This is a genomic window from Cupriavidus sp. 86D6, assembly GCF_057815095.1.
On sequence record NZ_JBYPSB010000001.1, the window covers coordinates 910,336 to 931,979 of the forward strand.

The 21,644-nt window shown below is 65.0% G+C and carries 20 protein-coding genes; 18 read left to right on the forward strand and 2 right to left on the reverse strand.

The features are described from left to right. Window positions 1-186: 186 nt before the first annotated feature. From surE to AC3G88_RS04240, 5 genes are all read left to right on the forward strand, one after another. A complete protein-coding gene (gene surE / locus AC3G88_RS04220) occupies window positions 187-939 on the forward strand; it encodes a 5'/3'-nucleotidase SurE (protein ID WP_488770361.1) in 753 nt (250 codons plus the stop codon). A gap of 109 nt (window positions 940-1,048) precedes the next feature. After that, a complete protein-coding gene (locus tag AC3G88_RS04225; protein ID WP_092594117.1) occupies window positions 1,049-1,951 on the forward strand; it encodes a protein-L-isoaspartate(D-aspartate) O-methyltransferase in 903 nt (300 codons plus the stop codon). Window positions 1,952-1,959: 8 nt separating this feature from the next. Then, a complete protein-coding gene (locus tag AC3G88_RS04230; RefSeq protein WP_488770360.1) occupies window positions 1,960-2,841 on the forward strand; it encodes a peptidoglycan DD-metalloendopeptidase family protein in 882 nt (293 codons plus the stop codon). Between the two features lie 6 nt (window positions 2,842-2,847). After that, a complete protein-coding gene (rpoS, locus tag AC3G88_RS04235; protein WP_488770359.1) occupies window positions 2,848-4,041 on the forward strand; it encodes an RNA polymerase sigma factor RpoS in 1,194 nt (397 codons plus the stop codon). Further along, window positions 4,038-4,874, forward strand: coding sequence for a 3'-5' exonuclease (locus AC3G88_RS04240; protein WP_488893134.1), 837 nt, complete (start codon window positions 4,038-4,040; stop codon window positions 4,872-4,874). The genes rpoS and AC3G88_RS04240 overlap by 4 nt, the downstream gene beginning before the upstream one ends. A gap of 51 nt (window positions 4,875-4,925) precedes the next feature. On the opposite strand, the gene AC3G88_RS04245 is transcribed toward AC3G88_RS04240, so the two are convergent. Beyond that, entirely contained in the window at window positions 4,926-5,780 is an 855-nt protein-coding gene (locus AC3G88_RS04245) for an endonuclease/exonuclease/phosphatase family protein (protein ID WP_488770358.1), read from the reverse strand. A 123-nt stretch (window positions 5,781-5,903) separates the two neighbouring features. Between AC3G88_RS04245 and rlmD the strand changes: the two genes are divergently transcribed. Beyond that, a complete protein-coding gene (gene rlmD, locus AC3G88_RS04250) occupies window positions 5,904-7,289 on the forward strand; it encodes a 23S rRNA (uracil(1939)-C(5))-methyltransferase RlmD (protein ID WP_488893154.1) in 1,386 nt (461 codons plus the stop codon). An 84-nt stretch (window positions 7,290-7,373) separates the two neighbouring features. On the opposite strand, the gene AC3G88_RS04255 is transcribed toward rlmD, so the two are convergent. Next, the gene (locus AC3G88_RS04255; RefSeq protein ID WP_153945281.1) at window positions 7,374-8,081 is read right to left on the reverse strand and encodes a Bax inhibitor-1/YccA family protein; all 708 of its coding nucleotides are present in this window, start codon (window positions 8,079-8,081) and stop codon (window positions 7,374-7,376) included. A gap of 338 nt (window positions 8,082-8,419) precedes the next feature. Between AC3G88_RS04255 and ndk the strand changes: the two genes are divergently transcribed. From ndk to hflK, 12 genes are all read left to right on the forward strand, one after another. Then, entirely contained in the window at window positions 8,420-8,845 is a 426-nt protein-coding gene (gene ndk, locus AC3G88_RS04260) for a nucleoside-diphosphate kinase (RefSeq protein WP_092594111.1), read from the forward strand. 52 nt (window positions 8,846-8,897) lie between these two features. Further along, on the forward strand, window positions 8,898-10,049 hold the full coding sequence (rlmN, locus tag AC3G88_RS04265; RefSeq protein WP_153945280.1) for a dual-specificity RNA methyltransferase RlmN: 1,152 nt from the start codon (window positions 8,898-8,900) through the stop codon (window positions 10,047-10,049). Further along, entirely contained in the window at window positions 10,046-10,825 is a 780-nt protein-coding gene (gene pilW / locus AC3G88_RS04270; RefSeq protein WP_488770356.1) for a type IV pilus biogenesis/stability protein PilW, read from the forward strand. Before rlmN ends, pilW begins: the two co-directional genes overlap by 4 nt. Beyond that, window positions 10,818-11,963: a RodZ domain-containing protein gene (locus AC3G88_RS04275; protein ID WP_488770355.1), complete on the forward strand. Its 1,146-nt coding sequence runs from the start codon at window positions 10,818-10,820 to the stop codon at window positions 11,961-11,963. Before pilW ends, AC3G88_RS04275 begins: the two co-directional genes overlap by 8 nt. A gap of 48 nt (window positions 11,964-12,011) precedes the next feature. Continuing rightward, a complete protein-coding gene (ispG, locus tag AC3G88_RS04280; protein ID WP_488770354.1) occupies window positions 12,012-13,304 on the forward strand; it encodes a flavodoxin-dependent (E)-4-hydroxy-3-methylbut-2-enyl-diphosphate synthase in 1,293 nt (430 codons plus the stop codon). Window positions 13,305-13,346: 42 nt separating this feature from the next. Then, window positions 13,347-14,699, forward strand: coding sequence for a histidine--tRNA ligase (gene hisS, locus AC3G88_RS04285; RefSeq protein ID WP_488770353.1), 1,353 nt, complete (start codon window positions 13,347-13,349; stop codon window positions 14,697-14,699). An 87-nt stretch (window positions 14,700-14,786) separates the two neighbouring features. Then, window positions 14,787-15,416 (forward strand): YfgM family protein, encoded by a 630-nt coding sequence (locus tag AC3G88_RS04290; RefSeq protein WP_066733811.1) that lies wholly within the window; start codon window positions 14,787-14,789, stop codon window positions 15,414-15,416. A 41-nt stretch (window positions 15,417-15,457) separates the two neighbouring features. After that, complete coding sequence (gene bamB, locus AC3G88_RS04295; RefSeq protein ID WP_488770352.1) at window positions 15,458-16,609, forward strand: outer membrane protein assembly factor BamB; 1,152 nt, start codon at window positions 15,458-15,460, stop codon at window positions 16,607-16,609. 268 nt (window positions 16,610-16,877) lie between these two features. Next, window positions 16,878-18,221: a ribosome biogenesis GTPase Der gene (der, locus tag AC3G88_RS04300; protein WP_488770351.1), complete on the forward strand. Its 1,344-nt coding sequence runs from the start codon at window positions 16,878-16,880 to the stop codon at window positions 18,219-18,221. A gap of 211 nt (window positions 18,222-18,432) precedes the next feature. After that, window positions 18,433-18,672: an RNA chaperone Hfq gene (gene hfq / locus AC3G88_RS04305; RefSeq protein WP_153945274.1), complete on the forward strand. Its 240-nt coding sequence runs from the start codon at window positions 18,433-18,435 to the stop codon at window positions 18,670-18,672. 265 nt (window positions 18,673-18,937) lie between these two features. Continuing rightward, window positions 18,938-20,194: a GTPase HflX gene (gene hflX, locus AC3G88_RS04310; protein ID WP_488770350.1), complete on the forward strand. Its 1,257-nt coding sequence runs from the start codon at window positions 18,938-18,940 to the stop codon at window positions 20,192-20,194. Window positions 20,195-20,301: 107 nt separating this feature from the next. Further along, window positions 20,302-21,642 carry an FtsH protease activity modulator HflK gene (gene hflK, locus AC3G88_RS04315; protein ID WP_488770349.1) on the forward strand — a complete coding sequence of 447 codons (1,341 nt, stop codon included), beginning with the start codon at window positions 20,302-20,304 and terminating at the stop codon, window positions 21,640-21,642. The last annotated feature ends 2 nt before the right edge of the window (window positions 21,643-21,644 follow it).

Consider the following 21,644-nt stretch of genomic DNA (forward strand, 5'->3'; position numbering starts at 1 on the left):
GGGCACGACGCCGGGCAAGTGTAGCGCAAGAAAAGCACGATCGTTCTGCAGGAAAAAATCGCTGCATGTCGCCTATTCGGGCGCCGCATGGCGGCCGGCTGGCGGGGGCGCCGGCGCTGCATCTGTCCCGTTTCCGGTGCATCCGCGGTGCCGCCAGCGGCCTTTCGCTCAGGTACAATCGCGGCCATGCATATCCTTCTCGCCAACGATGACGGTTACCTTGCGCCGGGGCTCGCCGTCCTGCACGCAGCACTCGCGCCCCTGGCGCGCGTGACCGTGATCGCTCCGGAACAGAATCACAGCGGCGCGTCGAATTCTCTGACGCTGCAGCGCCCGCTTTCGGTGTACGAGGCGAAGGAAGGCGTGCAGAAGGGGTTCCGCTATATCAATGGTACGCCGACGGACTGCGTGCACGTGGCGCTGACCGGCCTGATGCAGGATCGGCCGGACCTGGTGGTGTCGGGCATCAACCAGGGCCAGAACATGGGCGAGGACGTGCTGTACTCCGGCACGGTCGCCGCGGCCATCGAGGGTTACCTGTTCGGCATCCCGTCGATCGCGTTCTCGCAGGTCAACCATGGCTGGGAGCATCTCGATGCGGCAGCGCGCGTGGCGCGCGAGATCGTCGAGAACGTGATTGCGCGTCCGCCGCGCGAACCGTTCCTGCTCAACGTCAATATTCCGAACCTGCCGTTCGAGCATATCCGCGGGCACCGCGCCACGCGCCTTGGCAAGCGCCATCCGTCGCAGCCGGTGATCCAGCAGGTGAACCCGCGCGGCGACCCCATTTACTGGATCGGCCCGGCCGGCGACGCGCGCGACGCCAGCGAGGGCACCGATTTCCATGCCACGGCCCATGGCTTCGTCTCGCTCACGCCGCTGCAGTTGGACCTGACGCATCGCGGCCAGCTCGCACAGATCGAACAGTGGCTGGGGTGAGCGTGTCATCGCCGCGCGCCCCTCAGGCGTTTTTTCGCGGTCGCCGCGCCGGTATGCTGCGCGGCGGCATCGTTTTTGTCCTTCCCCTGGTTCCAGCGCCGTATCCGAAATGAGTTCCACGCCGCGCCGCCCCCGCTTTCCGCTGCCGCTGGATGCGGTAGTCGAACGCAAGCCAGCGCCCGCGCGCACTGCCGGCATGCCGGCGGTGGGCAAGCGCGCGGCCGCACCGGCGCCTGCCACCGTAAAGCCCCGCAAGCCTGCCGCCCCGCCTGCCGCACCGCCCCCGCCGGGCAGTGCCGTGGAGGCGCGCGCGTCGGCGGCCACGGCTGGCGGCGGCGGCATGGCGTCGGACCGGGCCCGTGCCGCGCTGGCCGCGCGCCTGCGCGCCGGCGGCATCCGCGACGAGCGCGTGCTGGGCGCCATCGCCACGGTGCCGCGCCATCTGTTCATGGAGCCGGGGCTGGCCTCGCAGGCCTATGAGGACGCGGCGCTGCCGATCGGGCATCAGCAGACCATTTCCAAGCCTTCGGTCGTGTCGCGCATGATCGAGCTGCTGCGCGAGGGGCTGACCCCCGATCAGCCGCTGGCGCGCGTGCTCGAAATCGGCACCGGCTGCGGCTACCAGGCCGCGGTGCTGAGCCTGTGCGCGCAGGAAGTGTTCTCCATCGAGCGAATCCGTCCGCTACACGAACAAGCCAAGGCCAACCTGCGGCCGCTGCGCGTGCCGAATATCCGCCTGCATTACGGCGACGGCATGCTGGGCTTGCCGCAGGCCGCGCCGTTCTCGTCGATCATCCTTGCCGCGGCCGGCATGGAGGTGCCGCAGGCCCTGCTGGAACAACTGGCCATCGGCGGGCGTCTGATTGCGCCGGTGGTGACACCTGGCAACGGCGCGCCGGGTCAGACGGTGACGCAGCAACTGCTGCTGATCGAGCGCCTCAATCGGCATCGATTTCACAGGACCGCGCTTGAAGCCGTTTTCTTTGTGCCCTTAAAATCGGGCACCATCTGAGTCGAACTATGCACAACATCGTGAATCAGAAGAATTTCACACGAGTCGGACAACATCTGAGCATCCTGGCCTGCGCGGCGGTACTGGCCGCCTGCGCCAATTCGCCGATGCCGGCACCCGTGGTGGACCGTACGTCCGGCGGCACCCCCCAGACGGCCGCACCGCTCGAGCCGGCGCCTGCCGGATACTATCGGGTCAAGCGCGGCGATACCCTTTACCGAATCGCACTGGAAAATGGCCAGTCGTATCGCGACGTGGCGGCCTGGAACAACATGGCCAACGCGAACCAGATCGAGGTCGGCCAGCTGCTGCGCGTGGTGCCCCCGAGCGCCGACGTGAACGCCGCCCCGGGCGTGGCCACCGTGCCGGTGGCGCCGGGCACGGTGCAGTCGCAGCCGATCGACGCCACGCGGCCGGTGGGCACGCCGATGAGCGCATCTTCCGCCCCGGCGGCTACGCCCGCAGCGGCCGCCCCGGCCGCGGCCGCCGGCGCCAGCGCGGCAGCTGGCGCGTCGGCCCCGGCAGGCGACGTCCGCCTGGCCTGGCCGGCGAGCGGACAATTGATTGGTAAATTTGACGACAAAGGTAACAAAGGCATCGATATTGCTGGCAAGAAAGGCGATCCGGTGCTGGCTGCCGACGAGGGTAGGGTGATTCACGTAGGCCCCTTGCGCGGCTACGGGAATCTTGTCATCATCAAACACAACGACACGTATCTCACCGCTTACGGTCATAACGACAAGGTGCTGGTGGCAGAGCAGTCAACGGTCCGCAAGGGCCAGAAGATTGCCGAAATGGGTAACAGTGATACTGACAGGGTCAAGCTGCACTTCGAGGTTCGCAAGAACGGAAAACCGGTCGATCCGATGCGGTATCTACCGCCACAGTGAGGTTTCATGCCACGCCAGAAAACTGTTTCATCCGGAGTTGTCAGCAGGACCCGTCGTCCCAAGCAGCCGGAAGGACAGGCTGGTGTGGCAACCCGAGCCGCTGAAGGCGATGCCGAAGTATTCGAGGTCGAACTCGAACCCGCATCGGACATGGTGCCGGTGGCCGACGAGCCCATCGCGCCGGTGTCGCGCGGCAGCCTGCGCAACAATGGCGATCGGAATACCGACCGAAATACCGAACGCAACGCCGATCTGAGCGCCGACGACGCCGAGGACGAAGACGAGGAAGAAGACGAAGAGGAAGAGGCCGGCACCGAAGCCGCGCCGGAACCCGACGACTTCCGCACCGTCCTGCATACGGAACTGGCTGCCGACACGGTCCAGCACTACCTCAATCGCATCAGTATCAAGCCGCTGCTCTCGGCCCCGGAGGAACTGCATTTCTCCACGCTGGCCAAGGGCGGCGATTTTTCGGCCCGGCAGGTCATGATCGAGCGCAACCTGCGTCTCGTGGTGAGCATTGCCAAGGGCTACCTGAATCGCGGCGTGCCGCTGCTCGACCTGATCGAGGAAGGCAATCTCGGCCTGATGCACGCGATCGAGAAATTCGATCCTTCGCGCGGTTTCCGCTTTTCGACATATGCCACCTGGTGGATCCGCCAGAGCATCGAGCGCGCGATCATGAACCAGGCCCGCACCGTGCGGTTGCCGGTGCATGTGATTCGCGAACTCAACCAGGTCCTGCGCGCCAAGCGTCATCTTGAAAAAGGTGGCACCGACGGCCGCGACGCCAGCCTCGAGGACATCGCCCACCTGCTCGGCAAGACGCCGGACGAGGTGCAGGACGTGCTGGCACTCAATGAACATACCACCTCGCTGGATACGCCGTTCGATCTTGACCCGGGTTCGAGCCTGCTCGATTTCCTGTCGGACGAACATAACGCCGCGCCCGATCAGGAAGTGGCCCACCGCGAGCTGGAAAACCTGATGAAGCTCTGGCTGGCACGCCTGTCGGAGAAGCATCGCTATGTGGTGGAGCGCCGGTTCGGGCTCAACCACATCGAGCCGGCCACGCTCGAGGAGCTGGCCGAGGAAATGGGTCTGACGCGCGAGCGCGTGCGCCAGATCCAGCAGGAGGCGCTGGTCAAGCTCAAACGGCATTTCGCTTCGCAAGGTGTACGCAAGGACGCCGTTTTATGACCCCTGTGCTGGTATTCGACATCGAGACGATTCCCGATGTCGACGGCCTGCGCCGTTTGCATGACCATCCCGCATCGATGAGCGACGCCGAAGTCGCCGAGCATGCGTTTGCCGCCCGCCTGGAGAAGACCGGCTCCGACTTCCTGCCGCACTATCTGCAGCGCGTGGCCGCCATTTCGTGCGTGCTGCGCCGTACCCAGCGCGATGGTTCGGCGGTATTCCATGTCGGTTCGCTGGGCACGCTCGAGGATGGGGAAGCCACGCTGATCCAGAAGTTCTACGAACTGATTGCGCGCTACAGCCCGCAGCTGGTGTCGTGGAACGGGGGCGGTTTCGACCTGCCGGTGCTGCACTATCGCGGCCTGGTCCACGGCGTGGCCGCGCCACGCTACTGGGAGATGGGCGAGGGCCGCGACGACGACAGCCGCGATTTCAAGTGGAACAACTACATCAGCCGCTATCACATGCGGCACCTGGACCTGATGGACCTGCTGGCGATGTACCAGCCGCGGGCCAGCGCGCCGCTCGATGACCTGGCCAAGCTGTGCGGCTTTCCGGGCAAGATGGGCATGGACGGCAGCATGGTGTGGCAGGCGTTCCAGCAGGGCAAGCTGAACGAGATCCGCGACTATTGCGAGACCGACGTCGTCAACACGTACCTGATGTACTGCCGCTTCCAGCTGATGCGCGGCGGCCTGTCACCGCGCGAGTTCGACATGGAAGTGGCGCTGATCCAGGAATCGCTGGCCGAGCTGCCGGGCGCGCAGTGGATGGCGTACCTGCGCGCGTTCAAGCTGCAGCCGATGGCGCCCGAGGCCGAGGAAGACGACTGACGACTGCTGCGTCTGCGGCTGCGGGCGGCGGCGTCTTAGCGGCACTGGCCGTCAGCGGTTCAGGCTCAGGTGGATCGGCTGGTGGTCCGAGGCGTCGGTCTTGCCATTGACCTCGCAGCGCGTCACGTTGGCCAGCAGGTCTTCCGTCACAAACATGAAATCGCAGGCGAACGGTGGCTCCGGCCACTGCGCCTTGTCGTACAGCGCGCAGGTCGGCGCGTGCGACTGGCCTGGATGCATGTGGCACCAGGCATCTTTCCAGTTTACGGTGGCATCGGGGTAGGGCTCGATCATGCGCTGGTAGGCCACGTCATCGGGCTTGCTGTTGAAGTCGCCGCAGAGGATGGCCTCGGTCGGGCGTGGTTCGGGCGTGAACGGCCCGGGCTTTTTTTCCGACTTGCCGGGGCGCCGCGCGTGCTCGCAGGCCTCCACATGCCACTGGCGCAGGGCGTCCGCCTGCGCGGCGCGCTGCAGCTTCGAGTAGAACTCCAGGTGGGTGCTAATGACCCGAATCGGCCTGGCCCCGGCTTCCACGGTAACCTCCAGCGCGACGCGCGGCATCGATGCCACGTCGGGATCGGCCGGCCAGGGCAGGGCATGGCGGAAGATCTCGCGCACCGGCAGTCGCGTGGCCACGACATTGCCGAACTGGCGCGGCGTGCCGTCGCCATGGGTGCGGTCCACGCCCGGCGCGAAGATGACGCGATACCCGGGCAGCAGCGCCGTCAGTTCGGCCACCTGGTCGCGCTGCGGCTGGCCTGCCATGTCCGAAAAGCCGCGGGTGACCTCCTGCAGGCAGATGACGTCGGGATCGGTCATGTCGCGGATCGTGGAGACGATGCGGGCCAGGTCGACCTTGCCGTCGGCACCGCGTCCCCACTGGATGTTCCACGAAATCAGTTCCATCGTTTCCTCTTTCGGCGTTCGGACCTTCGTGACGGCGCGATGACTGGACTACAATCGCGCTTTCGCAAAACAATACGTCAGGTCCCTCCGGTGTCTCAAGCCGTCGAATCTTCCAAGCCCGAAATGGCGGGCAAGCCGGGTGCCGCGCCCGCCGCATCCGCGCCCCCCAGCGATCCCGTGGTCACTATTCATAGCCTCGACATGGAGGCGCGTGGCGTCGGCCGCCTGGAGAATAACGAGGACGGCACACCCGGCAAGGTGATCTTCGTCGAGGGCGCGCTGCCCGGCGAAACCGTTTCGTACAAGAGCTACCGCCGCAAGCCCAGCTACGAGCAGGCGCAGCTGGTGGAGGTCAAGCAGCCGTCCGTGATGCGCGTGGAGCCGGGCTGCCAGCACTTTGGCGTGTGCGGCGGCTGCTCGATGCAGCACCTTGACGCCCGGGCGCAACTGGCGATCAAGCAGCGCGTGCTGGAAGACAATCTCTGGCACCTGTCGAAAGTGAAGCCGGATGTGGTGTTCCGCCCGATCGCCGGCCCGGACTGGGGCTATCGTTACCGGGCCCGCCTGACCGTGCGCTACGTGGCCAAGAAGGGCGGTGTGCTGGTGGGATTCCACGAGCGCAAGAGCAGCTATGTGGCGGATATGACGCGCTGCGAAATCCTGCCGCCCCACGTTTCCGCGATGCTCGTGCCGTTGCGCGAACTGGTAACGGGGCTGTCGATCCGTGACCGCATGCCCCAGATAGAACTGGCCGTTGGCGCCGAAGTGACGGCGCTGGTGCTGCGCATCCTGGAGCCGCTGACCGATGCCGACAAGGACCTGCTGCGCGCATTTGCCGACAAGCACCGGGTGCAGTTCTGGCTGCAGCCCAAGGGCCCGGATACGGTCTATCCGTTCTATCCGGCCGAGCAGGAGCTGGCCTACACGCTGCCCGAATTCGGCATCCGCATGCCGTTCAAGCCCACCGACTTCACGCAGGTCAATCACCAGATCAACCGTGTCCTGATCGGCCGCGCGCTGCGCCTGCTCGATGCGCAGCCCACCGACCGGCTGCTTGACCTGTTCTGCGGCATCGGCAACTTCACGCTGCCGCTGGCCACGCAAGGTGCGTCGGTCATGGGGATCGAGGGCAGTGAAGCCCTGACCACGCGGGCGCTGGCCAACGCGGGGTACAACGGACTGGCCGACAAGACGTCGTTCGCCTGCCGCAACCTGTTCGAGGTGACTGCCGAGGATATCGCCGCGCTTGGCCGCTTCGACCGCTGGCTGGTGGACCCGCCGCGCGAAGGTGCGCTGGCCGTCTGCAAGGCGCTGGGCGAACTGCATCAGGCCGGCAGCGACGTGCTGCCCAGGCGCATCGTCTATGTGTCGTGCAGCCCGGCCACGCTGGCACGCGATGCCGGCCTGCTGGTGCACGAGGCCGGTTATCGCCTGGCGGGGGCAGGCGTGGTGAACATGTTCCCGCATACGTCGCACGTGGAGTCGATCGCCGTATTCGAGCGCGACTGACGCGAGTGAAGGGCGCGGCCGAAGCCGGCGGCGCACAAAAAAATAGCCGCCCTTGGGCGGCTATTTTCATGATGGCGGGGCGACTCAGTCGCGGTTGCCGCCAAAGATACCCAGCAGCGCCAGCAGGTTCACGAAGACGTTGTACACGTCCAGGTAGATGGCCAGCGTGGCGGTGATGTAGTTGGTCTCGCCGCCATTTACCACGCGCTGCACGTCAATCAGGATGAAGATCGAGAAGATCGCGATGGCGATGACCGACAGCGTGATCATCAGGGCCGGCATCTGCAGCCAGATGTTGGCAATGCTGGCCAGGATCAGCAGCACGACGCCGACGAACAGGAACTTGGCCAGGCCCGAGAAATCGCGCTTGCTGACCGTGGCGATCGTGGCCATGACGCCAAATACCGCCGCAGTGCCGCCGAAGGCGTACATGATCAGCGCCGGGCCGTTCGAGTACGACAGCGTCAGGCTGAGAATGCGCGCCAGCATCAGGCCCATGAAGAACGTGAAGGCCAGCAGCAGGACCACGCCCATGCTGCTGTTCTTGGTCTTCTCGATCGCGAACATGAAACCGAACGCGACGGCCAGGAACAGCAGGGCCGACATGCCGGGGCTGCCGGCGACCAGGCCGGCGAATCCGGCAGCCACGCCGATCCATGCGCCCAGCACGGTCGGGATCATCGAGATGGCCAGCAGCCAGTAGGTATTGCGTAGGACCCGGTTGCGGACGGCAACGTCGGTGACGCCCGCAGCACTATTGCCGAATCCGTAAGTATTCAGCTTGTCGTTCATCGTGACTCCTGTCTTCAGTTCCATGTGAGGCGCCGGAGCAACCCGACGGCACAGCGCCAATGTGGCATCGCGCCTGCGGATTTGCAAGGGGCTTTGTCCACACAACCACCCTTGTCATTAGTTGTTTTCCGAAAACGCAAACATTTGACGAAGGGTTTGCGCTGCCGTTCCCACATTTCACGAATGTAATGTGATTTATAAATAACAATAAGTGCGGCAACAGCGCACACCGCAAGTATCGTCGAGGCCATTGGCGCGCGTGCTCGAATCCGCCATGCGGTCGTGCTAGAATTGCACGTTTAATCCATTTGTAACCCCTTCATTTTTCGGAGTTTTTCATGGCGATCGAACGCACCCTGTCGATTATCAAGCCGGATGCCGTGGCCAAGAACGTTATCGGCCAGATCTACGCCCGTTTCGAGGCCGCTGGCCTGAAGATCGTTGCTGCCAAGATGGTTCACCTGTCGCGCGGTGAAGCCGAGCAGTTCTACGCCGTGCACAAGGCACGCCCGTTCTTCAAGGATCTGGTGGACTTCATGGTGTCGGGCCCGGTCATGATCCAGGCTCTGGAAGGCGAGAACGCCATCGCCAAGCACCGCGACCTGATGGGCGCCACCGACCCGAAGAAGGCCGAAAAGGGCACGATCCGCGCCGATTTCGCCGACAGCATCGACGCCAACGCCGTGCACGGCTCGGACGCCGCTGAAACGGCTGCCGTGGAAGTGGCTTTCTTCTTCCCGGGCATGAACGTTTACAGCCGCTGATTGTCTTCTGACACTCACGACTGAACCTGTAGTCAAGCTGGAAACTGCCGTCATGAACGATCTCGTCAACCTGCTCGACCTCGACGCGGACGCGCTCACCGCCTATTGCGGCGAGCTCGGCGAGAAGCCGTTCCGTGCGCGGCAGCTGCAACGCTGGATCCACCAGTTCGGTGCCAGCCGCTTCGACGCCATGTCGGATCTCGCCAAGTCGCTGCGCGAAAAGCTCGCGACGCGGGCCGAGATCCGGTCGCCTGCCATCATCACCGACAACCTGTCGGCTGACGGCACGCGCAAATGGCTGCTCGATGTCGGCGCCGGCAACGCGGTGGAGACGGTCTACATCCCCGAGGACACGCGCGGTACGCTGTGCGTGTCGTCGCAGGCGGGGTGCGCCGTCAACTGCCGGTTCTGTTCCACCGGCAAGCAGGGTTTTTCCCGCAACCTGACGACCGGCGAAATCATTGGCCAGCTGTGGATGGCCGAATTCGCCATGCGTGCCCAGCTGGGCCGGGGTCCGAAGGACGACCGTGTCATCTCCAACGTGGTGATGATGGGCATGGGCGAGCCGCTGCTGAATTACGATGCCGTCGTGCCGGCCATGCGGCTGATGCTCGACGACAACGCATACGGGCTGTCGCGCCGCCGCGTGACGCTGTCCACGTCCGGCGTGGTGCCGATGATGGACCGCCTGTCCAGGGATCTGCCCGTGGCGCTGGCCGTGTCGCTGCATGCGTCGAACGATGCGCTGCGCGACGTGCTTGTGCCGCTGAACCGCAAGTATCCGCTGGCCGACCTGATGGCGGCCTGCCGCCGCTACCTGGAATTCGCGCCGCGCGATTTCATTACTTTCGAATACTGCATGCTCGACGGCGTCAACGACACCGTCGAACATGCGCGGGAACTGCTGAAGCTTGTGGCCGACGTGCCCTGCAAGTTCAACCTGATCCCGTTCAACCCGTTCCCGGAATCGGGCCTGAAGCGATCGAACAACGATCAGATCCGCCGCTTCGCCCAGGTGTTGATGGATGCGGGCATCGTTACGACGATTCGCAAGACCCGGGGCGACGACATCGACGCCGCCTGCGGGCAACTGGCCGGCGAGGTCATGGATCGTACCCGTTTGGCCGAGCGCGGCAAGTTCGGCAAAATCACGCCACTGGTTCCGGTGGGTGCCGGAACCGCTCGGGAGGTCCGTCCTGCATGATTCGTCTGCTTGTCGCTGCCCTGTCAGGGCTGTTGATGCTGTCTGCCTGCACGCTGCCCACCGGGCCCCAGCAGGACATCAAGACCGCTTCCGACCAGACCGCCGCTGACAAGCGTGCGTCGCTCCGGCTGCGCCTGGCCACGCAGTATCTTGAGGCGCGCCAGTATCCGGTGGCGCTCGACGAGGTCAAGCAGGCCATCAGTATCGATCCGTCGAACGCCGACGCCTATCACGTGCGTGCTCTGGCCTACATGGGCATGAACGAGAACGCGCTGGCCGAGGACAGCTTCCGCACTGCGCTGAACATGCGGGCGAACGATCCGGATGTGCTGAACAACTATGGCTGGTTCCTGTGCCAGACCAACCGCTACGCCGAGGGCAAGGCCACGCTGCAACGCGCGGTGCAGACCCCTTCGATGAACGGTCCGGTCAAGCCGCTGACCAACCTCGGCATATGCGAGATGCGCAACGGCAACATGGCCGAGGCCGAAAAAAATCTGCAAACGGCCTACGGATATGACCGTAACGATCCGTCAGTGCTCATGAATCTCGCGCAACTGTATTTCCAGCGCGGGGACATGGGACAAGCCCGGCAATTTGCCGGCCGCGTCAACGCGAGCCGCTTTGCCAGCGCGCAATCCCTCTGGCTGGGTGCGCGCATTGCCCACCGCCAGGGCGATACCCAGACGCAGGGCGCGATGGTCGCGGAACTGCGTAACCGTTTCCCCGATTCGCGCGAGCTGACCGCATACGAGAGAGGAGCTTGGGATGAATGAAGAAGAGCGCGCCGGTAGCCAGGCAGCAACGCACGTTGCCGGCGGCGCGACAGACTCCGACCGCGAGGCAGTGGCCCGCGAGATCGGGGCGCAACTGAAAGAGGGTCGCGAGGCGCAACGCCTGTCGCTGGAGGATGTCGGGGCACGCCTGAAGGTGGCGCCCAACAAGCTCATGGCGATCGAGGCGGGCGACGTGTCGAGCCTGATGGACGTGACGTTTGCCAAGGGCGTGATGCGCGCCTACGCGCGCACGCTCCAGATCGATATCGACGCGCTGCTTGGCCAGTATCACGCGCGGGCGCAGGCCACGCCGGTGACTGGCATCACGCGCCGCCATGAAGGCGCGCTGAACCAGGCGTTCGACGACCGCAAGCGTTTTGGCAGCAAGAGCACCGGCGGCGCCGGGGGCCGGTGGATCTGGCTGGTTTGCGTGCTGGCACTGGTGGCAGTGGGCGTTTATTTCGGCTACGACCACGCCAAGGCATGGTTCGATGCACACAGCAAGGCCGCGGCGGAAGCCCCGGCAATCGAAAAGCCGGCCGAGAAGGTCTCGGAGGAAGGCAGCGCGCAGAGCAACGGCGACGGCACCGTGACCGCGGCCTTGCCGCCGGTGATGGCTGGCAACGATTCGCCGGCACCGTCCGAGGCCGCCCCCGCCGACGCGACGGCCAAGGCAGAACCGGCCGCGCCGGCAACCAAGGCTGCCCCGGCCCCCGCGACGGCGGCCCCCGCCCAGGCCCCGGTTGCCACCACGACCGCTGGCATGCCGCTGGCAACGGGCGGCGCCGTGAATTTGACACCGGACGCGCCCGCGAAGCCGGCCGCGCCGGCCGCTGCGGCCCCGGCCGTCGCGGCGCCCGCTGCCGCCGCAGCACCCGCTTCGACGGCGTCCGGCGATGGCGCGGTGCAGATCCGCTTTGCCTCCGACACCTGGTACGAGGTGCGTGATCGCACCGGCAAGGTGATCCTCGGTGGCACGGCCAAGGGCGGCGACGCCGTGGCTGGCAGCGGCCAGGGTGGCCCGTACAAGGTCATTCTCGGCAACGTAAAGGGCGTGGAGTCGCTGGCGCACAATGGCTCGCCGGTGAACTTCAAGTCCGCCGACCGGAACAATGTGGCGCGCCTGACCTTGCAGTAATGCGGCCGGGCAGCGCAATCAGTCATGCCATTTGAAGGTGGTAACGCAATGCACCAGAATGCTTCCCACCCGGTGATTCCGGGTCCGCTGCCGCGCCGCGTGTCGCGCCAGGCCAGCGTCGTGTGGGGCGACAATATCGTGACGATCGGCGGGGGCGCGCCCGTGCGCATCCAGTCGATGACCAATACGGACACTGTCGATGCGATCGGCACTGCCATCCAGATCAAGGATCTGGCGCGTGCAGGCTCCGAGATCGTCCGGATTACCGTCAATACGCCGGAAGCCGCGGCGGCCGTGCCGGCCGTCCGCGAGCAGCTGGACCGCATGGGCGTGAACGTGCCGCTGGTGGGTGACTTCCACTACAACGGCCATACGCTGCTGCACGACTATCCCGAGTGCGCACAGGCGCTGTCGAAGTATCGGATCAACCCGGGCAACGTGGGCAAGGGCGCCAAGCGCGACAAGCAGTTCGCCGAGATGATCGAGATGGCGTGCCGCTACAACAAGCCGGTGCGCATCGGCGTGAACTGGGGCAGCCTGGACCAGGACCTGCTCGCCCGGATCATGGATGAGAACGCCGGGCGCGCCGAGCCGTGGCCGGCGCAGAGCGTGATGGTCGAGGCCCTGATCACCTCGGCGATCGAGTCGGCGCAGAAGGCCGAGGAAATCGGCCTGGCCGGTAACCAGATCATCCTGTCGTGCAAGGTTTCGCAGGTGCAGGAGCTGGTGGCGGTGTACCGCGAGCTGGCGCGCCGCTGCGAATATGCGCTGCATCTGGGCCTGACCGAGGCCGGCATGGGCAGCAAGGGCATCGTGGCCTCGACGGCCGCGCTGTCGGTGCTGCTGCAGGAAGGCATCGGCGACACGATTCGTATTTCGCTGACGCCGGAACCGGGTGCCGCGCGCGAGAAGGAAGTTTACGTCGGCCAGGAAATCCTGCAGACGATGGGCCTGCGCAACTTCACCCCGATGGTGATCGCGTGCCCGGGTTGCGGCCGTACCACGAGCACGACGTTCCAGGAACTGGCGGCCAGCATCCAGGGTTATCTGCGCGAGCAGATGCCGGTCTGGAAGAACGAGTTCCCGGGCGTGGAAGAGATGGACGTGGCCGTGATGGGCTGCATCGTCAACGGCCCCGGCGAGAGCAAGCACGCCAATATCGGCATTTCGCTGCCCGGCTCGGGCGAATCGCCGGCGGCGCCGGTGTTCGTCGACGGCGTGAAGGTCAAGACGCTGCGCGGCGAGAACATCGCCCAGGAATTCCAGGCGATCGTGGACGAGTACGTCCGCTCGCACTACGGCCCGAATGCCACGCAGGCAAAGCAGGGCGCGGTGGCCTGAGCGCAGGGGCGCCAGGTCAGCATCGGTATCACGAAGAGAACAATGAGCGAAGACAAGACGAAGGCCGACAAGGCACTGCAGGGCGTGAAGGGCATGAACGACATGCTGCCCGCCGACGCCCCGCTGTGGGAAATGTTTGAGAACGCCGCGCGCAGCATGCTGCGTGCCTATGGCTATCAGCAGATCCGTACGCCGATCGTCGAGCATACGCAGCTCTTCGTGCGCGGTATCGGCGAGGTGACCGACATCGTCGAGAAGGAAATGTATTCCTTCACCGACGCCCTGAACGGCGAGAACCTGACGCTGCGTCCGGAGGGCACCGCGGCGGCCGTGCGTGCCACCATCGAGCACAATCTGCTGTACGACGGCCCGAAGCGCCTGTGGTACACCGGCCCGATGTTCCGTCACGAGAAGCCGCAGCGTGGCCGTTATCGCCAGTTCCACCAGCTTGGCGCCGAGGCGCTGGGCTTTGCCGGCCCGGATGTGGATGCGGAAATCATCCTGATGTGCCAGCGCCTGTGGGACGACCTGGGCCTGGTCGGCGTCCGCCTGGAGCTGAATTCGCTGGGCCAGGCACACGAGCGTGCCGCGCACCGCGAGGAGCTGATCAAGTACCTGGAAGGCTTCAAGGACATCCTCGACGAGGATGGCAAGCGCCGCCTGTACACCAATCCGCTGCGCGTGCTGGATACCAAGAATCCGGCGCTGCAGGACATGGCGGCCAACGCGCCGAAGCTGATCGACTTCCTGGGCGAGGAATCGCTGGCGCACTTCGACGGCGTCCAGCGGATCTTGAAGGCGAACAATATCCCCTTCAAGATCAATCCGCGCCTGGTGCGTGGTCTGGACTACTACAACCTGACCGTGTTCGAGTGGATCACCGACAAGCTCGGCGCCCAGGGCACGATCGCCGGCGGTGGCCGCTACGATCCGCTGATCCAGCAGATGGGTGGCAAGCCCGCGCCGGCCTGCGGCTGGGCGATGGGTATCGAGCGCATCATCGAACTGCTGCGCGAGGAAAAGCTGGTGCCGGAATCGCAAGGCTGCGACGTGTATATGGTCCACCAGGGCCAGGCCGCGAGCGAGCAGGCGATGATTGCGGGCGAGCGCCTGCGCGACGCGGGCCTGGACGTGGTCTTCCATGCCACGCCCGACGGCAAGAGCGGCAGCTTCAAGTCGCAGATGAAGCGCGCGGACGCAAGTGGCGCATCCTTTGCCGTTATCATTGGCGAGGACGAAATCGCCGCCGGCACGGTGCAGGTCAAGCAGCTGCGCGGCGGCAATGCAGCCGAAGGCGGCCCGCAGACCAGCGTGCCGGCCGAGAACGTTGTCGACTTCATCATCGACAGGATGGTCGACGAAATCGAATCGGACGACGAGGACGACGAGCAATAAGCACGCCGTCGGAATCGCGCCGCACGGCCGCTGTCCTGTCAGGAAGCGGCCGTGTCAATTTCAACCAACGCGGGTAACTGCCTCGACATGGCTTACGATCTAGAAGAACAGGAACAGCTTGAGAGCCTCAAGGCCTGGTGGAAACAGTACGGCAATGCCGTCACCTGGGCGCTGATTGTCGCCTTGCTGGCGTTCGCGGGCTGGTCCGGCTGGAACTACTGGCAGCGCAAGCAGGCCGGCGACGCGGCGGTGCTGTACGAGCAGGTGACCAAGGCCGCCGAGGCGCGCGACGCCGAGCGCGTCAAGCGCGCGGCTACCGATCTGGAAGACAAGTTCGGCCGCACCGCCTATGGTCCGATGAGCGCGCTGACGGCAGCCAAGGTGCTGTACGACGCGGGCGACCTGGCCGGCGCCAAGACGCAGCTGCAGTGGGCCATCGACCATGGTGGCGACGACTACGCGCCGCTGGCGCGCGTGCGTCTGGCCGGCGTGCTGCTCGACGAGAAGGCCTACGACCAGGGCCTGGCGCTGCTCAAGGATGCGCCTGCGCAGTACGAGGCACTGTTCGCTGATCGCCGTGGCGATCTGCTGGCCGCCCAGGACAAGCGCGACGAGGCACGTACCGCCTACCGCCGCGCGCTGGAAAAGCTCGGCGCGAGCGAAGGCGGCATGCGCCAGATCATCCAGTTCAAGCTCGACGCGCTGGGCACCGCGTGAGCGGACCGCGGACCCTTTCAAAAAATACAGGATCGCATCCTATGACGTCATTGCTTCGCACAGCCGCAACCCGTACGCTCGTGGCCGGCACCTGCCTGGGCCTGCTGACGGGCTGCTCGCTGTTCAGCAAGGAAAACAAGCACCCGCCCACCGAACTGAAGCCGATTTCGGCCACGCTGTCGGTCAAGCAGGCCTGGAAGGCCGACGTGGGCAAGAGCGGCCCGTACGTCATGGCCCCGGTGGCAGCTGGCGATGTGGTGTTCGTGTCGGGCAAGAGCGGCGCGGTGATGGCGATCAATGCCACCAGCGGCCAGACGCTCTGGAAGGCCAAGACCGATCTCGACCTGACTTCGGGTCCGGGTTCGGACGGCGACACGACCGCCGTGGCCGCAGAGAAGGGCGCGATCTACGCGTTCGACAAGAGCGGCAAGCAGATCTGGAAGAAGCAGGTCAACGGCGAGGTCCTGTCGGCACCGCTGGTCGGCAACGGCCTGGTGGTGGTGCGTACCACCGACACCCGCATCATCGGACTGGATGCCGGCACCGGCGACCGCCGCTGGATCTACCAGCGTTCGCAGTCGCCGCTGAACCTGCGTGCCGCGATGGGCATGGTGTATGCCGGTGACGGCATCGTCACGGGTTTCCCGGGTGGCAAGCTTGGCGTGCTGGCGCCGGGCAATGGCGTGCTGCGCTGGGAAAGCACGGTGTCGTATCCGAAGGGCGTGTCCGAGATCGAGCGCCTGAACGATGTGACGGGCATGCCGGCCGTGATGGGCCGCCAGGTCTGCGCCACCACGTTCCAGGGCCGCATCGCCTGCCTGGAACTGGCCAACGGCCAGCCGCAGTGGGGCAAGGACTTCTCGTCGCCGATGGGCCTGACGCAGGACGACAGCTCGCTGTTCGCCAGCGACGAGACGTCGGCGGTGTTCTCGTTCGATCGCCAGAACGGCAACGAGCGCTGGAAGAATACGGACCTGCGCTACCGCAGCCTCGGCGCCCCGGCGTCCATCGGCCGTTCGGTGGTCGTGGGCGACTATGAAGGATTTGTCCACTTCCTGTCGCGCGAGGATGGCACCATCCTGGCGCGCATGAAGACGGACGGCAGTGCGGTCAGCGCGGCACCGGTGATTGCCGGCCAGACGCTGGTGGTGCAGACCCGTGACGGCGACGTCTACGGCTTCGTACCGAACTGATCGGCTGATTGCCAGGGGCGCCAGCGATGGCGCCAGAATAAAAGCGTGCCTGCGCACGCAAGGCCGCCCATGCCCCTGTCGCATGGGTGGCGCCAATCCGGTAGCATGATCCCTGGTCGTGCCAACATAGCGGACTGGAACAGCGGTTCCATATCCGCCCCGACAGGAAAAGCGGCCAGCCGTGGACACATCACGGTGGTTGTCGGATCAACATGACTCCGGAATTGCTGGGGGACGGCGCGTGCCGGCCCCTGTTTCCGTTTATTGAATGAAACCAGTTATCGCACTCGTCGGCCGTCCCAATGTGGGCAAGTCGACGCTATTCAATCGCATGACCCGCTCGCGCGACGCTCTCGTCGCCGATCTGCCGGGCCTGACACGGGACCGCCACTACGGCGAGGGCCGTATCGGCGATCGTCCGTTCATCGTGATCGACACCGGCGGCTTCGAGCCCGTTGCCAAGGACGGCATCGTGGCCGAAATGGCCAAGCAGACGCGCCAGGCCGTGGTGGAAGCGGATGTCGTGATCTTCCTGGTGGACGGTCGCCTGGGGCTTGCGCCGCAGGATCGCGTGATCGCCGACTACCTGCGCAAGACGGGTCGGCGCATCATGCTGGCCGTCAACAAGGCCGAGGGCATGCGGTACACCTCGGTGGCGGCCGATTTCTACGAGCTGGGCATGGGCGATCCGTACGCGATCTCGTCCACGCACGGCGACGGCGTGGGCGAACTCGTCGACGAGGCGCTGGAGCTTGCCGTGCAGGAGCGTCCGGAACTGGCCGACCAGGACGACGCCGGCCAGCGCGGCACCAAGATCGCCATCGTGGGCCGGCCGAACGTGGGCAAGTCCACGCTCGTCAACACGCTGATTGGCGAAGAGCGCGTGATCGCGTTCGATATGCCGGGTACCACGCGCGACGCGATCTATGTGGAGTTCGAGCGCGGTGGCAAGCCCTACACGCTGATCGACACCGCGGGCCTGCGCAAGCGCGGCAAGGTGTTCGAGGCGATCGAGAAATTCTCGGTGGTCAAGACGCTGCAGTCGATTGCCGATGCCAACGTGGTGGTGCTGCTGCTCGATGCCCAGCAGGACATTTCCGAGCAGGACGCGCATATCGCCGGCTTTATCGTGGAGTCCGGCCGCGCACTGGTGGTGGGCGTGAACAAGTGGGACGGCCTGGACGGCCACGCCCGCGACCGCGTGAAGCATGACCTGGAGCGCAAGCTCCAGTTCCTGAGCTTCGCCAACGTCCATTACGTGTCGGCCAAGGAACGTACCGGAATTGGTGCATTACTGCGTTCGGTGGACGATGCGTATGCCGCCGCGATGGTCAAGCTGCCCACGCCGCAACTCACGCGAGTGCTGCAGGAAGCGGTGGAATTCCAGCAACCGAAGCGCGCGGGGGTGTCGCGCCCCAAGATGCGCTACGCGCACCAGGGTGGTTCCAATCCCCCGATCGTGGTCATCCACGGCAACGGACTGCAGAACGTGACGGACGCGTACAAGCGTTATCTGGAAAACCGCTTCCGGACGGCGTTCAAGCTCAAGGGCACGCCATTGCGCATCGAATTCCGTACGAACAAAAACCCTTACGCCGAATCGAAGGATTGAGCCCAAAAGGTGCCGTTCCTCGTCCGAAGTTTCGTTTGCGTTCGTTTGGAACTGCGGCTAAATTCACGAGTAGCAGGGGTAGCCCTGCTGCGTTGATGCCAGCTTGGTACCGTTTTGATCTTTTTTCTGGCGCGTTTTTGCGCCAACTGACTTGAACCGGGGACTTTCGTCCCCATGATCCATCACTAAATCTATAATTTTGGAGTGTGCCATGAGCAACAAAGGGCAATTGCTACAAGACCCGTTCCTGAACGCGCTGCGCAAAGAGCACGTGCCGGTTTCCATCTACCTCGTCAATGGCATCAAGCTGCAAGGCAATATCGAGTCGTTCGACCAATATGTCGTGCTGTTGCGTAACACCGTGACGCAAATGGTGTACAAGCATGCGATTTCTACCGTCGTGCCGGCGCGCGCGGTGAATTTCCGTGTGGATGATTCTTCCGAGGCCTGATTTTTCCTCGTTTGTGGGCGGCCGCATCCGCATGCGGCCGTCACGCTGCACGTTCCCGCCCCAGCTGTTCTCCGGCCTGCGCCGCCGGCGCTGCCCTGACCGGTCGGCATCTTCCGAAGCCGGTTCCCGATCCAGCCTGCATCCGTCACCGAGCCCCATGGCGCTGGTGTGCGACAGCTTGCCGCAGCGCGGCCTGCCATTGTCTTGACAATCGGTTCCAACCCCGTTTTCCAACCAATTTTTCCGGCGCTTCGCGTCCACCCGCTTGCAACCCAGAGCTACCTCCCAGACCGATCCTTCGCGCGCGATCCTTGTCGGCGTGGATTTCGGCAAGCATGACTTCCAGGAAAGCCTTTCCGAACTGGCGCTGCTGACCTCCACGGCCGGCTCGGTGCCGGTGCATACGCTGACCGGCAAGCGATCGCGCCCCGATCCGGCGCTGTTCATCGGTTCGGGCAAGGCGGAAGAGCTCAAGGAGGCGGCGGACGCCCTGGATGCCGATGTGGTTGTCTTCAACCACGCACTGAGCCCGGCCCAGCAACGTAACCTGGAGCGATTCCTGGGGCGTCACGTGATCGACCGTACTGGCCTGATCCTCGATATCTTCGGCCAGCGTGCGCAAAGCCACGTGGGCAAGGTGCAGGTGGAACTGGCCCAGGTGCAATACCAGGCGTCGCGCCTGGTGCGGGCGTGGAGCCACCTTGAGCGCCAGAAGGGCGGTATCGGCATGCGCGGCGGCCCTGGCGAGCGACAGCTCGAACTGGATCGCCGGATGCTCGATGACCGCGCCAAGCGGCTCAAGACCGATCTGGCGCGCCTGCAGCGCCAGCACCATACGCAGCGCCGCGCCCGCGCCCGTAACGATACGCTCAGCATTTCGCTGGTCGGCTATACCAACGCAGGAAAGTCGACGCTGTTCAATGCGCTGACCAAGGCGCGGGCGTATGCGGCCGATCAGCTGTTCGCCACGCTCGACACCACGTCGCGCCGGCTGTTTCTGGATGGACTCGGCAATGTGGTGCTGTCCGATACGGTCGGTTTCATCCGCGACTTGCCGACGCAACTGGTCGCGGCGTTCCGCGCCACGCTGGACGAAACGGTCCATGCCGACCTGCTGCTGCACGTGGTGGACGCGTCGAGCCCCGTGCGCCATGAGCAGATCGAGCAGGTGAACCGCGTACTGGCGGAAATCAACGCCTTGGACATCCCGCAGATCGTGGTGATGAACAAGATCGATGCGGCGCCGGAACTGCTGGAGCAGGGCCCTCGCATCGAGCGCAACGAAGACGGCGTGCCCACGCGCGTGTTCATTTCGGCGCGCGACGGGCTGGGTCTCGATGCCTTGCGCGAAGCCGTGGTGGAAGTTGCCCAGTGGCTGGCTTCGCGGCCGGACGAGCCGGGACCGTTCGATCCGCGGCTGGAGGGCATTGCGCCCCCGGCCGGCGACGATGCCTGGGACGCCGAGGACCCCAGCGAGGGTGCCCAAAGCAGCCCGGACCGGGGTGCCGATCACCCAGACTGATAGCCGTTCGCTGCGAATGGCGTGCCGATTGGGGGAATTTGAGCAAAAGTGATCAAGATGGCTGCTAGAATCCCCCTGTTCCAAACTTTCCCGGACCCGTGCCCTACATGCCCCTGTTCCCTCGGAATCCTGACTCGCACTTCGTGCCAGGCAGCCGCGCCGCGCGGCTTGCTCGCTGGCCGCGCCTGCGCGCCATCTTCTCGTTGAACGACCCGCGCTGGGGTCGTAACGGACAGGACGATGAAGACAACAAGGACAAAGGTCGCCAGCAGAACCAGCGTCCGCAGGACGGCCCGCCCGATCTGGACGAGCTGTGGCGTGACTTCAACCGCCGCCTGAACGGGCTGCTGGGCCGCAAGGACAATGGCGGTGGGGGGCAGGGCAATGGTTTTGGCTCGCGTCCCCCGGGCAAGGGCTCGAACGTCGGTGTCGGCGTGATCGTCGCGGCCGTGGTCGGCATCTGGCTGGCCAGCGGCTTCTTCATGGTGCAGGAAGGCCAGACCGCCGTGATCCTGCAGTTCGGCAAGTTCAAGTACACCACGGGCCCCGGTATCAACTGGCGCGCACCGTGGCCGATCCAGTCGGCCGAGGTGGTGAACCTGTCGGCGGTGCGCTCGGTGGAAGTGGGCCGCGCCACGTCGATCAAGGACAGCAACCTCAAGGACTCGTCGATGCTGACGCAGGACGAGAACATCATCGACGTCCGCTTCACGGTGCAGTACGCCATCCAGGACGCCAGCGAATTCCTGTTCTACAACAAGACCGATCGCGGTGGCGATGAGGAACTGGTGACGCAGGCCGCCGAGACGTCGGTGCGCGAGATCGTGGGCCGCAACAAGATGGACGCGGTGCTCTACGAGAATCGCGAGCAGATCGCCCAGGGCCTGGCGAAGTCGATCCAGTCGATTCTGACCGCTTACAAGACCGGTATCCGCGTGATCTCCGTCAACGTGCAGAGCGTGCAGCCGCCCGAGCAGGTGCAGGCCGCGTTCGATGACGTGAACAAGGCCAGTCAGGATCGCGAGCGCGCGATCAGTGAGGGCCAGGCTTACGCCAATGACATCCTGCCGCGTGCCCGGGGCACCGCTGCGCGCCTGAAGGAAGAGTCGGAAGCCTACCGTGCCCGTGTGGTGGCACAGGCCGAGGGCGACGCCGCGCGCTTCCGCTCGGTGCAGACCGAATATGCCAAGGCGCCGCAAGTGACGCGCGACCGTATCTATCTGGAGACCATGCAGCAGATTTACAGCAACGCGAACAAGATTCTCGTCGACGCCAAGGCGGGCAACAACCTGCTGTACCTGCCGCTGGACAAGCTGATGTCGCAGTTGCCGCAAGCTGCGGCGCCTGCATCGGCGCCAGGCGCGAGCACGCCGGCCACGACCGACACGCCCACGCCGGACATCCGTTCGCGTGAGTCGATGCGCAACCGCGACCGCGACGTTCGCTAAGG

Excerpts from the sequence above, each read along its gene's own strand:
- hfq (WP_153945274.1), top strand. The coding sequence starts at position 18,433 with ATGAGCAACAAAGGGCAATTGCTACAAGACCCGTTCCTGAACGCGCTG.
- rlmN (WP_153945280.1), top strand. The coding sequence starts at position 8,898 with ATGAACGATCTCGTCAACCTGCTCGACCTCGACGCGGACGCGCTCACC.
- rpoS (WP_488770359.1), top strand. The coding sequence starts at position 2,848 with ATGCCACGCCAGAAAACTGTTTCATCCGGAGTTGTCAGCAGGACCCGT.
- rlmD (WP_488893154.1), top strand. The coding sequence starts at position 5,904 with ATGGCGGGCAAGCCGGGTGCCGCGCCCGCCGCATCCGCGCCCCCCAGC.
- AC3G88_RS04230 (WP_488770360.1), top strand. The coding sequence starts at position 1,960 with ATGCACAACATCGTGAATCAGAAGAATTTCACACGAGTCGGACAACAT.
- AC3G88_RS04290 (WP_066733811.1), top strand. The coding sequence starts at position 14,787 with ATGGCTTACGATCTAGAAGAACAGGAACAGCTTGAGAGCCTCAAGGCC.
- AC3G88_RS04225 (WP_092594117.1), top strand. The coding sequence starts at position 1,049 with ATGAGTTCCACGCCGCGCCGCCCCCGCTTTCCGCTGCCGCTGGATGCG.
- bamB (WP_488770352.1), top strand. The coding sequence starts at position 15,458 with ATGACGTCATTGCTTCGCACAGCCGCAACCCGTACGCTCGTGGCCGGC.
- der (WP_488770351.1), top strand. The coding sequence starts at position 16,878 with ATGAAACCAGTTATCGCACTCGTCGGCCGTCCCAATGTGGGCAAGTCG.
- ndk (WP_092594111.1), top strand. The coding sequence starts at position 8,420 with ATGGCGATCGAACGCACCCTGTCGATTATCAAGCCGGATGCCGTGGCC.
- AC3G88_RS04240 (WP_488893134.1), top strand. The coding sequence starts at position 4,038 with ATGACCCCTGTGCTGGTATTCGACATCGAGACGATTCCCGATGTCGAC.
- hflK (WP_488770349.1), top strand. The coding sequence starts at position 20,302 with ATGCCCCTGTTCCCTCGGAATCCTGACTCGCACTTCGTGCCAGGCAGC.
- AC3G88_RS04275 (WP_488770355.1), top strand. The coding sequence starts at position 10,818 with ATGAATGAAGAAGAGCGCGCCGGTAGCCAGGCAGCAACGCACGTTGCC.
- AC3G88_RS04245 (WP_488770358.1), bottom strand. The coding sequence starts at position 5,780 with ATGGAACTGATTTCGTGGAACATCCAGTGGGGACGCGGTGCCGACGGC.
- AC3G88_RS04255 (WP_153945281.1), bottom strand. The coding sequence starts at position 8,081 with ATGAACGACAAGCTGAATACTTACGGATTCGGCAATAGTGCTGCGGGC.
- ispG (WP_488770354.1), top strand. The coding sequence starts at position 12,012 with ATGCACCAGAATGCTTCCCACCCGGTGATTCCGGGTCCGCTGCCGCGC.
- pilW (WP_488770356.1), top strand. The coding sequence starts at position 10,046 with ATGATTCGTCTGCTTGTCGCTGCCCTGTCAGGGCTGTTGATGCTGTCT.
- surE (WP_488770361.1), top strand. The coding sequence starts at position 187 with ATGCATATCCTTCTCGCCAACGATGACGGTTACCTTGCGCCGGGGCTC.
- hisS (WP_488770353.1), top strand. The coding sequence starts at position 13,347 with ATGAGCGAAGACAAGACGAAGGCCGACAAGGCACTGCAGGGCGTGAAG.